This is a genomic window from Corynebacterium sp. HMSC061H03 (genome assembly GCF_001838215.1).
Lineage (GTDB): Bacteria > Actinomycetota > Actinomycetes > Mycobacteriales > Mycobacteriaceae > Corynebacterium > Corynebacterium jeikeium_D.
The window spans coordinates 42,898-59,321 of the sequence record NZ_KV836090.1; the positions used below are offsets into that span (position 1 = coordinate 42,898).

General features: G+C 59.5%; 8 protein-coding genes. 7 read left to right on the forward strand and 1 reads right to left on the reverse strand.

The features are described 5' to 3' along the window. The first annotated feature begins 4 nt into the window (after nucleotides 1-4). Both gltB and HMPREF2787_RS10695 read left to right on the forward strand, forming a co-directional pair. Nucleotides 5-4,627, forward strand: a complete 4,623-nt coding sequence (gene gltB, locus HMPREF2787_RS10690; RefSeq protein WP_070859254.1) for a glutamate synthase large subunit — start codon at nucleotides 5-7, stop codon at nucleotides 4,625-4,627. Further along, entirely contained in the window at nucleotides 4,620-6,161 is a 1,542-nt protein-coding gene (locus HMPREF2787_RS10695) for a glutamate synthase subunit beta (RefSeq protein ID WP_070859237.1), read from the forward strand. Before gltB ends, HMPREF2787_RS10695 begins: the two co-directional genes overlap by 8 nt. Nucleotides 6,162-6,169: 8 nt before the next feature. Here the strand turns inward: HMPREF2787_RS10695 and HMPREF2787_RS10700 are convergent, their stop codons facing one another. Then, nucleotides 6,170-8,809 (reverse strand): multicopper oxidase domain-containing protein, encoded by a 2,640-nt coding sequence (locus HMPREF2787_RS10700; RefSeq protein ID WP_083326706.1) that lies wholly within the window; start codon nucleotides 8,807-8,809, stop codon nucleotides 6,170-6,172. Nucleotides 8,810-9,350: 541 nt separating this feature from the next. Between HMPREF2787_RS10700 and HMPREF2787_RS10705 the strand changes: the two genes are divergently transcribed. From HMPREF2787_RS10705 to HMPREF2787_RS10725, 5 genes are read left to right on the forward strand one after another with little or no spacing between them, the layout of a single operon-like run. Further along, nucleotides 9,351-11,228, forward strand: a complete 1,878-nt coding sequence (locus tag HMPREF2787_RS10705) for a polysaccharide biosynthesis protein (RefSeq protein WP_070859239.1) — start codon at nucleotides 9,351-9,353, stop codon at nucleotides 11,226-11,228. A gap of 18 nt (nucleotides 11,229-11,246) precedes the next feature. Continuing rightward, nucleotides 11,247-12,491: a lipopolysaccharide biosynthesis protein gene (locus HMPREF2787_RS10710; protein ID WP_070859240.1), complete on the forward strand. Its 1,245-nt coding sequence runs from the start codon at nucleotides 11,247-11,249 to the stop codon at nucleotides 12,489-12,491. A 3-nt stretch (nucleotides 12,492-12,494) separates the two neighbouring features. Continuing rightward, the gene (locus HMPREF2787_RS10715; protein WP_070595857.1) at nucleotides 12,495-13,685 is read left to right on the forward strand and encodes a glycosyltransferase family 4 protein; all 1,191 of its coding nucleotides are present in this window, start codon (nucleotides 12,495-12,497) and stop codon (nucleotides 13,683-13,685) included. After that, the gene (locus HMPREF2787_RS10720; protein ID WP_070595856.1) at nucleotides 13,685-14,863 is read left to right on the forward strand and encodes a DegT/DnrJ/EryC1/StrS family aminotransferase; all 1,179 of its coding nucleotides are present in this window, start codon (nucleotides 13,685-13,687) and stop codon (nucleotides 14,861-14,863) included. The genes HMPREF2787_RS10715 and HMPREF2787_RS10720 overlap by 1 nt, the downstream gene beginning before the upstream one ends. Continuing rightward, nucleotides 14,860-16,422, forward strand: coding sequence for an O-antigen ligase family protein (locus tag HMPREF2787_RS10725; RefSeq protein ID WP_070859241.1), 1,563 nt, complete (start codon nucleotides 14,860-14,862; stop codon nucleotides 16,420-16,422). The genes HMPREF2787_RS10720 and HMPREF2787_RS10725 overlap by 4 nt, the downstream gene beginning before the upstream one ends. The last annotated feature ends 2 nt before the right edge of the window (nucleotides 16,423-16,424 follow it).

Below are 16,424 nucleotides of genomic sequence, written 5' to 3' on the forward strand. Positions count from 1 at the left end.
AGCCATGACTCTGACCGAAACAGCGACCGCATTGCCTCGTGGTCCTCAGAGGGAAGGTCTCTACCACCCGTCGAACGAACATGATGCGTGTGGCGTGGCCTTTGTTGCCGACATTTACGGTCGCCAGACCCATGACATTGTGGAAAAGGGCATTCAGGCACTGGTCAACCTCGACCACCGCGGTGCTGCCGGTGCGGAGAAGACCACCGGCGACGGTGCCGGCATTCTCATTCAGGTTCCGGATGCCTACTACCGCGCTGAGCTGAGCAAGGAAGGTGTTATTTTGCCGCCGGCGGGAACCTACGCCACTGGTATCGCCTTCCTGCCGCAGGCGCGGATGGCCACTCTCGATGCCATTCGGGCTATTGAAGACATCTGCGCTGAAGAGGGCATCGAGATTCTGGCATGGCGCGATGTGCCGATCGACGCTGAAGGGCTCGGCCAGATGGCCCGTCAGGCTATGCCAGTGCTCCGTCAGCTCTTCGTTACCGCGAAGAACTACGAGGGGCGCCAGCTCAGCGATATTGATCTCGACCGCAAGATGTTCTTCCTGCGTAAGCGCTGCGAGCGTGAGCTGGGCGAACGGGGCGCCGGCGAGGGCTCTGGCGGCGACACCGTGTACTTCCCGTCGCTGTCCAGCCGCACAATTGTCTACAAGGGTATGCTCACTACCCCGCAGCTGAAGGATTTCTACCTTGACCTGCAGCAGAAGGAAGTCACTTCCGCGCTGGCCATCGTGCACTCGCGCTTTTCCACGAACACTTTCCCGTCCTGGCCGCTGGCGCACCCGTACCGCTACGTCGCTCACAATGGTGAGATCAACACCGTGCGCGGCAACGAAAACTGGATGCGCGCCCGCGAGTCGCTGATTCGCTCTGGCAAGCTGGGCAATATCGACCGCGCGCTGCCGGTGTGCGACCCCAACGGTTCTGACACTGCGCGTTTCGACGAGGCCCTGGAGCTCCTGCATCTCGGTGGTCGCAGTCTCCCGCATGCGGTCATGATGATGGTTCCGCAGGCCTGGGAGCACGATGACAACCTCAGCCCGCAGGTTCGCGCGTTCTACGAGTACCACGCCTGCCTGATGGAGCCGTGGGACGGCCCCGCCGCTATCTGCTTTACCGACGGCCAGGTCATCGGTGCCACCTTGGATCGCAATGGCCTGCGGCCGGGACGCATTTGGGTGACTGACGAGGGCCTGGTGGTGATGGCCTCCGAAGCTGGTGTCTTGGATATCCCGCCGGAGCAGATTGTGCAGCGCACGCGCGTACAGCCGGGGCGTATGTTCCTGGTGGACATGAAGGCCGGTCGCATTATTGAGGACAAGGAGATTAAGTCCACGCTGGCCGCCACTGGGCCCTACGAGGAATGGATCAAAGAAGGCCTGGTCGACATCGCCGATTTGCCACGAGAGCGCTACCAGTACATGCCGCATGCCCGCGCGGTGTTACGACAGCGCGTCTTCGGCATCACCGAAGAAGACGTTGACCTAATCATCCGCCCGATGGCACTCACCGGCGCGGAGGGCCTGGGTTCGATGGGCTCGGACACGCCGATTGCGGCGCTGTCCAACCGACCTCGCATGCTGTTCGACTTCTTCTCGCAGCGGTTTGCACAGGTGACCAACCCGCCGCTGGACTCGCTGCGCGAAAAGTCCATCACCAGCATGAATACGTTGCTGGGGGCAGAGACCAACATCTTGGAGCCCACTGCCGATGCCGCCCGTCGTATCCGGCTTGAGCATCCAATCCTGGACAACCACGACTTTGTCACCCTGTGTCAGGCGGGCAAGAACGAGGACTACTCCGAGTTCCGCGCCGAGGTCATCTCCGGCCTGTACCCGGTCGCTCGCGGTGGCCGCGGCTTGCGCAACGCCATCCGTCGTGTCCGCCGTGAGGTCTCCGAGGCCATTGACCGCGGTGCCCGACTGATTGTGCTGTCTGACCGTGAATCCAACGAGCGCTTTGCGCCGATCCCGTCGCTGCTGTTGACCTCCGCGGTCCACCACCACCTGGTGGAGGAGCGCACTCGCACGCGCGCCAGCCTCATCATTGAGGCTGGCGACGCCCGCGAGGTGCACCACATGGCCATGCTGCTGGGCTTTGGCGCCGATGCCATTAACCCGTACATGGCTTTCGAAACTATCGATGAGCTGCGCATGAAGGACCAGCTCGGTGATCTTACGCTGGATCAGGCCTGCTCGAACTACTGCAAGGCAGCCTCCAAGGGCGTGCTGAAGGTCATGTCCAAGATGGGTATCGCCTCACTGCAGTCCTACCGTGGCGCTCAGTTGGCCGACACCGTCGGTCTGTCGCAGGAGTTCCTGGACGAGTACTTCACCGGCGCTGTTTCTCCGCTGGAAGGTATTGGTCTCGATGAGGTCGCAGAGGATGTTGCAGCGCGCCACCGCAGCGCATTCCTGCCGCGTCCGGAAGAGCAGGCACACCGCGAGCTGGATCTCGGCGGCGAGTACAAGTGGCGTCGCGAAGGCGAGTACCACCTATTCAACCCAGAGACTATCTACACGCTGCAGCATGCCACCCGCACTGGCCAGTACGCGGTCTTCCGCGACTACACCAACAAGGTCGACGAGCAGACCAAGCAGCTGGCAACTCTGCGCGGCATGCTTGAGTTCACCTCGGATCGCGAGCCAATCGATATTGATGAAGTCGAACCGGTCTCCAGCATCGTCAAGCGTTTCTCCACAGGCGCGATGAGCTACGGCTCCATCTCTGCGGAGGCACATGAGACGCTGGCTATCGCCATGAATCGCCTGGGTGGCATGTCCAACTCCGGCGAGGGCGGCGAAGATCCAGACCGTTTCGAAATGGAGGCCAACGGCGACTGGAAGCGCTCTGCCATCAAGCAGGTCGCATCAGGCCGCTTCGGTGTAACCAGCCACTACCTGTCCAACTGCACCGACATCCAGATCAAGATGGCCCAAGGTGCAAAGCCCGGCGAAGGTGGCCAGCTGCCACCGAATAAGGTCTACCCGTGGATTGCGGAAGTCCGCATCACCACCCCGGGCGTGGGCCTGATCTCGCCGCCACCGCACCACGACATCTACTCGATCGAGGATTTGGCGCAGCTCATTTACGACCTCAAGAATGCCAATCCGCGCGCTCGAATTCACGTCAAGCTTGTCTCTGAGCAGGGCGTGGGTACTGTTGCCGCAGGCGTCTCGAAGGCGCATGCCGACGTCGTGCTGATCTCCGGCCACGATGGCGGCACTGGCGCCTCGCCACTGACCAGCCTCAAGCACGCCGGTGGCCCGTGGGAGCTGGGGCTCGCAGAAACGCAGCAAACCTTGATGCTCAACGGACTGCGCGACCGCATCCGAGTGCAGTGCGATGGCCAGCTCAAGACCGGCCGCGATGTCATGGTCGCGATGCTGCTGGGCGCTGAGGAGTTCGGTTTTGCCACCGCTCCGCTGGTGGTTGAGGGCTGCGTCATGATGCGCGTCTGCCACCTGGACACCTGCCCGGTCGGTATCGCCACCCAGAATCCGACGTTGCGGAGCAAGTTCACCGGTCGTGCCGAGCACGTGGTTAACTTCTTCACTTTCATTGCCCAGCAGGTCCGTGAATACCTCGCTGAACTGGGTTTTCGCACCATCGATGAAGCGGTCGGGCATGCCGAGTGCCTGCGTCCGCGCAAGGACCTCGACAACCTTCCGCGCGTCGCAAAGCTTGACCTGGAGCGAATCCTGCACGTTGCGGAGAGTCCCTTCTTCGCGGACCAGGATTCCTACTGCACGAAAACGCAGGACCATGGCCTCGAGGGTGCGTTGGACGAGCGCCTCATCGACGAAGCGCAGCCCGCCCTGCGCACGGCGCGCGCGAATGGGTTGGCGCCGACACCAGTGGCGCTGCACCACGCCATCAGCAATGTGAATCGTTCCGTGGGCACGCGCCTGGGGTACGAAGTCACCAAAGTCGCAGGTAAGCAGGGGCTTGCCGACGACTCTATCGTCGTCAATCTGCTCGGTTCCGCCGGTAACTCACTGGGCGCTTTCGTGCCAGCCGGTGTGACCATCAAGCTGGAGGGTGATGCCAACGACTTCGTCGGTAAGGGTCTGTGCGGCGGCAAGATTGTGGTTCGACCTTCACGTTCGGCACCGCCGACCGCGGATCTGACTACCGACACCATTGCCGGCAACGTCATTGGTTTCGGCGCCACCAGCGGTGAGATCTTCATCCGCGGCACCGTCGGTGAGCGTTTCTGCGTACGTAACTCCGGTGCCACGGCCGTGGTCGAGGGCATCGGTAACCATGGTTGTGAGTACATGACCGGTGGCCGCGTCGTAGTGGCGGGTCCGGTAGGTCACAACTTCGGCGCCGGTATGAGTGGCGGTATCGCCTACCTGCTGGATAACGAGGCAACGCGGGCGAATATCAACACCGAACTGGTTGACATCATGCCGCTCGACGATGAGGACATCAGCTGGCTGGAGGCCACGCTGTCGAAGCACCGCAAGCTCACAGGTTCCAAGACTCGGTTCCCATCCGCACAGTTCATCAAGATCATGCCGCGTGATTACGCCCGAATTCTCGACGTAGTTGCGAAGGCGAAGGAAAACGACGCTGACATCAACGAGGCAATCATGGAGGCAGTAAGCAATGGCTGATCCGAAGGGTTTCATGAAATTCCAGCGCGAAGAGCCTGCTCATCGCCCGGTTCCGCTGCGTCTGATGGACTGGAAAGAGGTCTATGAGGAGGCTAGCAACGGGCAGGTGCAACAGCAGGCGACCCGCTGTATGGACTGTGGCGTGCCGTTTTGTCACTCGGCCTGCCCGCTGGGCAACATCATTCCGGAGTGGAATGACTTGGTTCGTCAGAACCGCTGGCACGAGGCTTTCGAGCGCTTGCACGCCACCAATAACTTTCCCGAGTGGACCGGTCGCCTGTGTCCGGCTCCGTGCGAGGGCGGTTGTGTACTCGGCATCAACGACGATGCTGTGGCCATCAAGAATGTCGAGTTGGCTATCGTCGAGCGTGGTTTCGATGAGGGTTGGGTGCAGCCGATTGTGCCGACTTTCGACACCGGCCAGAACATCGCTGTCATCGGCTCCGGGCCGGCGGGCCTTGCCGCGGCCCAGCAGCTCACTCGCGCCGGGCACGATGTCACGGTCTTTGAGCGTGACGACAAGATCGGTGGTCTGATGCGCTACGGTGTACCGGACTACAAGATGGAGCAGCGTTTCCTCGACCGTCGTCTCGAGCAGATGGAAATCGAGGGCACTGAGTTCCGCACCAACATCTCACCGACAGCCGCTGACCTGGCCGATTTCGATGCAGTGGTCCTAGCTACCGGCGCGTCGTTGGCCCGCGACCTGCCCGTCGATGGCCGTGATCTTGAGGGCATTCACCAGGCGATGGAGTACCTGCCGGGCGCCAACCGCGTTGCCGCAGGCGAGCTCGACATCCCGCCGATTGACGCCAAGGGCAAGAATGTTGTCGTCATCGGTGGCGGCGATACCGGTATTGACTGCTTCGGTACCGCGCTGCGCCAAGGTGCTGCGTCCGTCACACAGTTCGATATTCGCCCGCGTGCTCCGAAGTCGCGTGCGGCGTCGACTCCGTGGCCGATGTACCCGCTGGTCTGGCGCGTGGCGACTGCCCATGAAGAAGGTGAGTACACCATCACCGGTTCCGAACCGCCAGAGGTCACCGAGGCGCTCGGCCTCAACGCTCGCGTCACTGGTGAGACCCTGGGCAAGCGCGTCTTCAACGTCAACACCGTCTCCTTCCACGGCGAGGACGGTCACGTGACCGGCCTGTCCGCCAACGAGGTCGAGGTCATTGATGGCAAGCGTGTGCCTATGGAGGACACGGATTTCGAACTCGATGCCGACCTAGTTCTCATCGCGCTGGGCTTCTCTGGTCCGGAGCGCGGGGGCCTGCCGCATGAGCTGGGTATTCAGTTCGACGACCGCGGTGTGATGATGCGTGACGACGACTACCTCGCCGTGCGCAGCGACATCGAGCAGAACTTCGACGGTCCGGTGTTCGTGGCTGGCGACAATGGCCGCGGTGCCAGTTTGATTGTGTGGGCTATCGCCGAAGGCCGCGCCTGCGCCGAGGCTGTGGACCAGTACCTGATGGGCGAGTCCAATCTGCCTCGCGCGGTGGAGCCGACCGACGCTCCGATTAAGTTGTAAACCCTGGTTTAGTTCACCACTATGTCGCCGCGTGCTCCCATTTCGGCATGCACCATTTGGTGGTCAACGAAGCGGTAGGTACCCGGCTCCGGGAATTCGGCCTCAACATAACCGCCCTGTGCGGCACCGAGGTCAAGGGCTTGGGCGCCACCCACGCCGTCGTCAAGCAAAAGCGCGCCCTCTTTGTACACGCGATGGAACTGTGTGCCGACGATGTGGAAGCTCGTGCCCTTGTTTGGGCCTGCGGCAAGTACCCAGAAACGTACCGTCTCACCTGCGCGAATACGAATTGGGTGGGTGAGATACTGGTCGGGATAACCGTTGTATTTGTAGATGTCCGGATCCTCGGCCATGACCTTGTCGGCATCGGGGCCGGCTTCGCCCCAGTAGCTTTCGGACTGCACCAGAAGAACTTCGTGGTCGACATCGGTGAGATTCGGTGGGTCGATAATTACAGCACCGTGCATGCCGGCAGCGATGTGCATGGACATGGGCATGGTTGCGCAGTGGTACATCCAGATACCTGCCCGGTCAGCGTGGAAGCGGTACTCAAGCTGTTCACCAGGGGCAATGTCGCGCATTGGCTCATCCGGCGAGACAATGCCCGCGTGAAAGTCGATGGAGTGACTCATGGTGCCGTCATTAATGAGCGTGACGACGAACTCGTCGCCCACCTTGCCGCGCAGAGTCGGACCCAACGGTTTGCCGTTGTAGACCCAGTGCTGCTGCTCGACGCCAGGGGCAGCGTAGCCGGTGAACTCACTGGCCCGCAGTGTGACGTGGTGAACCGTTGCGTCCTCGGCAGGCTCTAATAGCGGGTTGATGGTGGGAGAGTCGGGGCCGGGCAGCTCGCCTACTTTGCCGAGCGCGCCGGGAGTGGCGTGGTCAGCGTGATTGCCATGTCCGCTGTGGTCTGAATGATCAGTGCTACCTGTATTGACTGTGAGGGTCATACCCATCTGACGGTGCCCGGCAATAGTGCACCAACCGTCAATGTCACCGGGAACAACCGGCACTTCAATGGTGGCGGAGTTGCCAGGGGCGACACGTCCGGTGTCTTCGCCGGTGGCTAGGCGCAGATCGTGGACCTGGGAATCAGCGTTGACCATGGTGATGACCAGGCGGTCACCGGGGTTGGCTTCGATGATGTTTGGGGCGTACGCCATATCGTCGGCGGTAACCGTGACCTCGACGGTCTCGCCGGTGGGTGCGATATCACCGGTGGTTTCAATGCTGCCCGCTCCGCCACTACCGCTTAGAGCAATGCCAACGGTCACTACCAGGCCCAATACAGCTAGAGCGGCGGTAGTTTGTGCACTGAGTCGACGTGCAGTTGCGTGCAGTTCGACAGGCTTCGGCGGTGCTTCCTTATTGGCTCGTGCCTTCTGACTTTCTTTCAGCGCACCAATCTGAGCCTTCGCGGCACGGCCGACAAGGGGCAGATAAGACACCAAGGCAAGGGAGACCATTGCGGAGACCGCCACTTTGGTCCAGGAAGGCAGCGGCATTAGCCACAGTGCCAGACCAACGTTGATGGTCGACCAGCGGAATGCGCCCGCGCGGTCAAGTTCCTTCATACCGGCAGAGACTGGGCCAGCACCTCCGCCGATGGTGGCAGGCAAGAGTTGGCTCATCATACCGATAAGCAACTGTGCGCCGAAACCGATTACCAGCGGCAGCGTAAGGGATGAGATTACGAAGCCGTCGTCAAGAGCCTTGACTGTGGCGACTGTGAGTGCGCCGATCAGCCAGACGACCGCAGCCGCAACAGACAGCGCCGGGTAGCTGAGGCGGTCGCGCGGATCTGTAGCGACAGTCATGACGTTGTGCGCCCACGGAATGGCGGCTATGACCCAGCCGATGGTGATGATGCCAAGGCCGACGGAGGCCAACCAGTTGGAGCTGGTCAGTGCACCAATTGCGGTAATCACGATACCTATGAGTTGTACTGCTAGTGCCAGCTTCGGGCGAGAATGCGGCGACATCTGGGTTCGCCACAGCGCTGGGAACATGGTGATGAGCGTGCCGCAGGCCGCGAGCCCGAGGAAACCAATGAGGTTGACGGCTTCGTGTGCCAGTAGGAGGTCGTCGTGAAGCGCTTCGCCCTTCGGAGATGCGAGGATGGCGCCGAGTGCAGCGCCGATGGGCAGTAGACATGCCGACGCGACGTAGTGCGCAACGGAGATGGCGAATGGCCGATCGCGCTTCGCCATCAGGTCGCGTCCGAGGGAAAAAGCATGCCATGCGACGGCGACACCGACGACCGTCGCGCCGACGGTGGTCACTGGCCACCAATCACCTAGCTTGCCGACGACCGTTGCGCCAATACCTACGTTGAGCAGGTAAATATTTGCCAACTGAATCTTCCGACTGCCATCGGGTACGTCGATTTTCAGTAACTTCTCGGTGAAGTGGCGGCCCCAGATGAGGATGGAGTTGGTGACTGCTCCGAGGGTAAAGAGGTGTACTAGCAGCCAACGGCCATCGGTGACGAAAGGGTGAATGAGTGCTGCCACGATGATGGAGGCGAACCACCAGCGCACTGGCATGCCGGCCTTGCGATGCCAGGACATGCGGCGCTTCTTGCCGGGCTTAGTAGGCGGTTTGGTTGTGGGGGATTGGGGTTCTGGTGTGGCGTGCGACGACATATATCAATAATACGCATATGGGTTACGCATTTAATATGGGTGCATGTAGGGGTACTTTTATTTGGACAGGTCTTCGCTATCTTTGTGGACCTACCAGAACTGCATGGCCTGCTCCGCCCAGGTCATATTGACACCATCATCAGTAGCGTTCTGTGCCTGACGCGCCTCGGTTTTAAAGGAGGCGTAACCCTTTGCTCGAAAATGATTGTTTGAGCATTTATGCAAATACTTCCCCGCATAGACGCCTTAATAGAGAGGTGTTCTTCCATTAAGTGCAATTGTTGGAAGGTAATTAGGTTAGAAGTCAAGCCGTATAGGCAGTTATACACGTGTAAATAAACTGAAGCCTCGGTGAAATATTAGTAAAACATAGTTTTACCAGGGGGAATAATGGGTGGAAAAGGTGGCTTTTTGGCTACCCGAATGGTGGGGTAGCCCTATGGAGTAAGGGGCTGTAAATGTAGTTTATATCGCATAGTATGCCAAGCCTGAGGAACGCATTATGCGTTGAGAAATTTAACCGGCAGTAAAAGGCATAAGAATGTTTATCCGAGACTGGAAGCAGCTCGCCTGGTGTGTATTTGATGTACTCGCTTGGCTGGTTGCACTGTCCGCCACCAACGGAATCGTCCGCGGTGAATTGGTATCGTTCTCCGAGATATCAGGCACTAATTTTTTGGTTGTCGCCGTCGCCGTAGTCATCATCGTCCTGCTAGGCCTGCTGCTCGGGGAGTACACCAACCCACAACGCGTATGGCCCGGCAGCCGAACTGAAGATATTGTCCTGCTGGCCATAAGCATGGGCGGCGCCACTGCAGCCACTGGTTTAGCTCAAGTCCTGAAGACCTTCCCGGAAATTGAGTGGTATGTTCCGTTTGCCGGTGGTTGTGTCGCGACTTTGGTGAGTATTTATACCCGCACTCTCGCTCGCTGGATCACCAACAACTTTGGTTCCCGCCAGACGGATGATCGCTTGATTGTTCTCGGTGCAGGTCGGCGGGCCAAGTTCTTTATCAACAGCCTGACGGATTCTGGTATCTCCCGTGAGAACCGCTTCCACTTGGTGGGAATCGTTGATCCCGATGAAAGCGGCGAGAACCATATTTCTCGCATCCACGGTCTCCGTGTGATTCGTGGCATTGATCAGCTGGGCGAAGCTGCATCGCGCACTTCGGCGCAGTCGGTCATCATTGCTACCGATGAGCCACTGTCCACTGAGTGCATTAATGTCCTCAACCACATCTGTGAGGAATCTTCGCTGCGTCTGCTCGTTCTGCCTCCGGTGGAGGAGTACTCGCGACACCGTGGCGCTGTCGCTACCGCGCAGGTGCGCGAAATTAACATCGCCGACCTCATTGGCCGTCAGCCGCTGCACCTGGATGAATCCAAGGTTGCTTCCATTATTCGCGGTAAAAAGGTGCTGGTCACGGGCGCTGGCGGTTCTATCGGTTCCGAGATCTGCCGACAGGTTCACCGCTTTGAGCCGGCAGAACTGATCATGCTGGATCGCGATGAGGGCGGCTTGCATGCCACGCAGCTGTCGTTGACGGGGTCGGCGCTTCTCGACGGCTCCGATACTGTCTTGGCTGATATCCGAGACGCGGAAATGCTGACGCAGATCTTCACCGAGCGCAAGCCCGATGTTGTCTACCATGCTGCAGCTCTGAAGCACCTGCCGCTGCTGGAGAGCTACCCTGCAGAAGCGGTGCAAACCAATGTCATCGGCACGCAGAACGTGCTGGATGCAGCGGCTGCGGCCAATGTTTCAACGGTTATTAATATTTCCACGGACAAGGCTGCGAATCCGGCGTCGATTCTGGGTGAATCCAAGCGTGCCGCGGAACGCCTGACTGCGCACATGGGGCGCACCCATGAAGGTGTCTGGGCATCTGTCCGCTTCGGTAACGTGTTTGGCTCGCGAGGTTCGGTCATTACGACTTTCCAGCGTCAGATTGAAGAGGGCGGGCCGGTTACCGTGACGCATCCTGACGTTCAGCGCTACTTCATGACCATTCCGGAGGCGTCGCAGCTGGTGTTGCAGGCTACCGTTATTGCAGAGTCCGGTGAGACTCTGGTGCTGGAGATGGGTAAGCCGGTCAAGATTGCTGAGCTGGCGGAGAACCTCATCAAGCTCCATGACGCAGACGTAGAGATTGTCTACACGGGTCTCCGTGAAGGTGAAAAGATCTCCGAGGACTTGGTTGATGACCGTGAGGTTCCCAAGATTGGTGACCGTCATCCGCTAATCACTGAGGTACGTGTCGAGCCGGAACGTCTGAATTCGCGGATTCTTCCGTGCACACATAATCACGATGCTGCACGTCGTTGGCTTGCAGAGCACGGTGGCTCGGAAAACAGTACTGCGGTGCATCTCAGTAGTGCACAATCACTTGCGACCGCTAGCTCGAAAGCAAGATAGTTAGGATGACTCCCCGCCGTGACAACCACCAGCTCCTCTAACCCCGGGCAGCTGGCGCAGAGAGTTCGAACAGTTGCGACGATTTCGGCAGCTTCAGCGCTCGCCGCAGTCGTCGCCTTTGTGGTCAGTATTTTTTCCGCGCGAGTGCTGGGGCCCGCCGGTCGAGGCGAGGTCGCTACCGTTTTGCAGTTTGCCTATATCGTGGCGCCATTTGTCGGTTTCGGTGCGGACCGGCTTTTGCTGCGCCGCGATGATCACGATCACGGTCTCATTCCGAGTGGAATCGCCATGACTGTGGTCGCGCTGATTGCCTGTGTCGTTGCCGGTATCGTCTACGGACCGTGGACGGCAATGGCCGGCGTTGTCGCCTTGGTCACCGTGTCGTTTTCCATGGTTCGCGCCATGGCTATCAGCCGGCACCGAGTGTCCTTCTTTGTCGCGGTATTCGTCTGCTTCCAAGGCTCGGTACTGCTGATTAGTGCTGCGCTGTATTTCGCAGGAGTCGAGGACTGGCGCTGGTGGGCTGCAGCCTATATCTTCCCAGCGCTGCCCCTGGCAAGCTGGTCGCTAGCGAAGTCACGCGAGCATACCGACTCCCGTGTTGGTGGAGTGGTAGAGACGGCTCGTACAAATGCCCCTTTCATCGCGTCGGGTCTAGGACCGCTGACGACCACACGCTTGGGTCGCGTTTTACTTCCGGCGCTGGCGTCTCCGGCATCGTTAGGTCTTTTTGTAGTCGTGGCTACGGCGACGGAACCGCTGTACTGGGTCGCGCAGTCGGTCGCCGATCAACGCACCAGCGACCAGAGAGGTCGCGAACTCACCCCATCTCGTGTGCTCCGCCACCTTGGCATAGTCACTGCAGCGTACGGAGCACTTGGTGCGCTCGGTGGGGTGGCACTCTACTTCCTCATCGTGCCGGTATTCGGCCATGAGTTTGAGCCTTCCCGGGAGTTGGTGCTGCCACTGACTATCGCGGCCGTGGTGCTCGGCTGCTACCGACACCTGTGCGGTGAAATTCTCGGCAGCGACAATCCCCGTCGAATTGGCCGAGTGGAGGTCATTTCCGCCGTTATCGCTGTCATTTGTTACCCGATGGGCATTCTTCTCGGAGACGCCCTCGGTCTCGCGTGGACCAGCGCAATTGTCTACTTTGCAGCAGCCGCTGTTGCAGCAGTGGCGCTGATGCAGCCAAGCGGAGGCCAGAAGAATCCATCAACTACCACCGAAGAACTCCCCGTCGACGTAATCGAGGAAGCCTAAACAATGCGAATCACTTATATCCACCAGCACTTTGTTCTCCCCGGTGAGCCGGGTGGTTCCCGACCCTACGAGTTTGCCCGACGAATGGCCGCCGCAGGCCACGAGGTGACAATGATCTGTGGTCGCGATGAGGCCATGGATAAAACGGTTGATGGTATCCACGTGCGTCGTCTAGCGATTCCGTACCGCAATGAAATGTCGAAGCGCGAGCGTATCGTCAGTTTCTTGAACTTCCTGGTGCGCGCCTCCGCGGTCGCTGCCCGTGTGCCTGCCGACGTGATCTACGCGTCCTCGACCCCGCTGACTGTGGCGGTTCCGGGAATCGTGGCGAAGTTTACCCAGCGTGCGCCGTTGGTGGCGGAGATCCGTGACCTGTGGCCAGAGGTGCCGATCAAGTTGGGCTACCTCAATAATCCGGTGGCAATTTTCTTGGCCAAGCAGCTGGAGAAGGCATTTTATGCGGCATCGAGCGAGGTCGTGGCGCTGTCGCCGTCGATGGCCGATGGCGTCAAAGAGGTCGCTCCGAAGAAGCGCGTGACCGTCATTCCGAATGCGTCGGACTTTGAGCGCTTTGATGTCCCGGCCGAGCAGCGTACAGCTTTCCGAAAGGAGCAGGGCTGGGGCGATGACGTGGTAGCTGTCTATGCCGGTGGTTTTGGCATGTCCTACCAGCTGGAGTGGCTTGTGGATTTGGCGGCGCAGCTGCGTCGTGATGGCGTGGAGAATGTGCGTTTTGTCCTGCTGGGACAGGGAAGCGACTCGGATGCGTTGTACCAGCGCGCCAAGGACGCTGGCCTCGATGCCGATGCGATGTTCCTCGGCCGTCAGCCGAAGGAAGATGTCGCCAAGTACGTGTCTGCCGCCGATATCGCGCTATCGCCGCTGCGTGATGACCCCTGCCTGGAGGGCAACTCCCTGAACAAGGTCTTCGATGCCATGGCCGCATCGCGTCCGGTGGTGTTCAACCATGGTGGCTGGCTGGAGGAAGCCGCAACCGAGCACGATGCCGGTTGGCGTCTCTCGCGCGATATTCCGACCGCGGCCAAGCGATTCGCTGAGATCATCTCCGACCGCGATGAGATGCGCGCAGCGGGACAGCGAAACCGCGAACTGGGTGAGAAGCGTTTTGCCCGTGACAGCCTGTACAACCAGCTCATCGAGGTACTCAACCGCGTCCGAAAGGTGCAGAAGTAATGACTAACGCCGACGCTAACAAGCCCAATGAGCGGATCTTCCTTTCGCTCGCGACAGTCACCGAAGCAGAAGAACAGGCCGTCGTTCGCGCGCTCCACTCTGGTTGGGTGGCTCCGTTGGGCCCCGAAGTAGACGCGTTTGAAGCGGAGATTGCCAAGCGCTGCGGTGTTGAGCTCGCGCTCGCGCTGTCGTCTGGCACCGCTGGTCTGCACTTGGCGCTGCTTGCGCTGGGGATCGGTGAAGGTGACTACATTCCGGTTTCCACCATGACCTTCGCGGCCACGACCAACGCCATTGCTTACGTTGGTGCTACGCCGGTGTTCGTCGATGCCGCAGAGGACGGAAACATCGACCCTGAGCTGCTGCTCCGCACCGTCGATGAGCTGCTTGCCGAGGGCAAGAGCGTTCCCGCCGTGATGATTGTGGACCTCTTTGGCCGCTGCGCCGATTACCCGGCCTTCGCGCCACGCCTGGAAGAACTCGGCATCGCGCTCATCGAGGACGCCGCCGAGGCGCTCGGTGCCAGCGTCCATGGTCAGCCGGCCGGCAGTTTCGGCCGTGCCGCCGCGCTGTCTTTCAACGGCAACAAAATCATGACCACCTCCGGCGGTGGCATGCTGCTGTCCAACGATGCTGACCTCATCGCCCGCGCGCGCTACCTCTCCACGCAGGCGCGTCAGCCCGTCGCCTGGTACGAACACACCGAAATCGGCTACAACTACCGCCTGTCCAGTCTGCTCGCCGCACTGGGGCGGGCGCAGCACTCGCGTCTGGACGACATGATCGCTCGCCGCCGCCAGATTCGTGATGCGTACATCGATTTGCTCGCCTCGCTTGACGACGATGCCCCTGGTAAAGGTACCCGCTTGCTCTCTGACTCCGACGAGCGTTTCACCGAGAACTGCTGGCTGACCTCAATTGTGTTGCCGCAGGAGGCCGTCGATAAGGGCGTCCTGAGCCCAGACAGCGTGGTTGCAGCACTGGGTGAGGCCAACATTGAGGCTCGTCACCTGTGGAAGCCCATGCACCTACAGCCGGTGTATGAAGGCGCGCGAGCGACCATCAACGGCACCGCTGAGAATCTTTTCTCCCGTGGCATTACTCTTCCTAGTGGTCCGGCGCTGGACGATGACGACGTCGCGCGGGTGATAGGTGTTTTGAAGGAAGTGCTGGGATGACTTCTACAGAGGTAGCTGGAGAAACTGTAAAACAGCGAAAACCAATACTGCAGTCGCTGTTTATTGTGGTGGCCGCGGGAATGTTTGCTGGTGTCCTCTACGTTGGCGACACGACGATGAAGGACGTCTCTTCGGCGCTTCCTAATCTCTCTCTTGCATTGCCGATTTTGGTAATCGTTGCAATCCTTACCGCCATCGGCACCCCAGAAGCGCAGCGCCAGAGTTGGCTGAATGCGATGAAAGGCGCTGGCAATGTAAAGCAGTGGCCGATGGCCGTGTGGGCATTAGTGGCTTTCTATGCCTGGTTGTTCTGGATGATGCTGTCCGGACTGTGGGCCCCCGAAGCTGCCGAAGTTGCTCCTGTCGTTACTGCGTTGATAACGCTTGGGCTCATCGCCACGATGTCAGCAATACTGTTCTATTTGCATCCTCAGGCACTGGTATGGCTGTGGTTAGCAGTAGTCATTTGCTCGCTTATTTTTCTCTACGGTGGCATTACTGGTCCGAAATATGTCGGGCGCATGACGGCGTTCGGCGGTGGACCGAATGTCTTTGCCCGTTTCATGCTGTACGGCATCGCGGCAGCTGTGTTTTTCATGCTGTGGCGTAAGTTCATGTGGGCAGTTCTCTTGTTTGCTGCACCATTTGCTTACGGTCTCGTTGCGTCGGGAAGCCGCGGTGTACTGGTTGCTACCACCGTGGTAGTCCTCTTTACCGCAATAGCTGTGTTTTTTCACTGGGGTTGGAAGTGGGCGACTGTTTTTTACGTCGCAGTCGCCGCAGCGGTCGCGTATGGATACTCGCGGTTCATCGCAGGTACCGAGATTGAAGAATACTTTAAGACGCGCTTTATCCAGTTGACCTTCGAAAAAGAACATGATTCCGGACGCGGTTATCTCCATGATGAAGCTTTCCGAATCATGGGTGAACACCGCATCTTTGGTGGAGGCCTGCATAGCTTCGTTGTGCTGTCGACACCGAGGTCTTCACGTCCACTGGAGCATCCGCACAATATCTTCTACACAGTCGGGTCTGAAGCGGGTGTCATAGGTATCGGCCTGTTTGTGATTGTGCTGGTTGTGCTGGCAATCGCCTGTCGCCACCTATTCAAGTTTCTTCAAGCTGGTCTGACCGCAGCTGTGGCGTTAGCGGTTCTTGTGGCACAGGTTTTTTCCGGCTACTACTACGATTCCCGTTCGCTATGGCTATTTGGCTTTGCAGCAGCATTTACAATGCTGAGCCTACGGCGCAAGGACGCAGCATCGGCAGAACCAGAGCTGGATGAGCAGCCGCAACCAGAACCCGCAGCCGAGCCCGAACCAGTCATGGTCACCGATACCGCGGGGCCGGTTGTGCCGGAGCCGGAGCCAGCGGTGGCCGTCGTCAAGCAAAGTGCGCCTGACAACAAGAATGACAACAGGAAGCTGCGCGTTGCGGCAGCGTCGTTTGCCGCGGCCGGTGTAGTGGGTGCGGTTGGTTGGCTGGTCAGGAACCGTTCCAATGCGGAAGTCGATGCGCGTGCCGCGGAGTTCTTGCGCGAAATGTTCAACGAAAAGTAGGA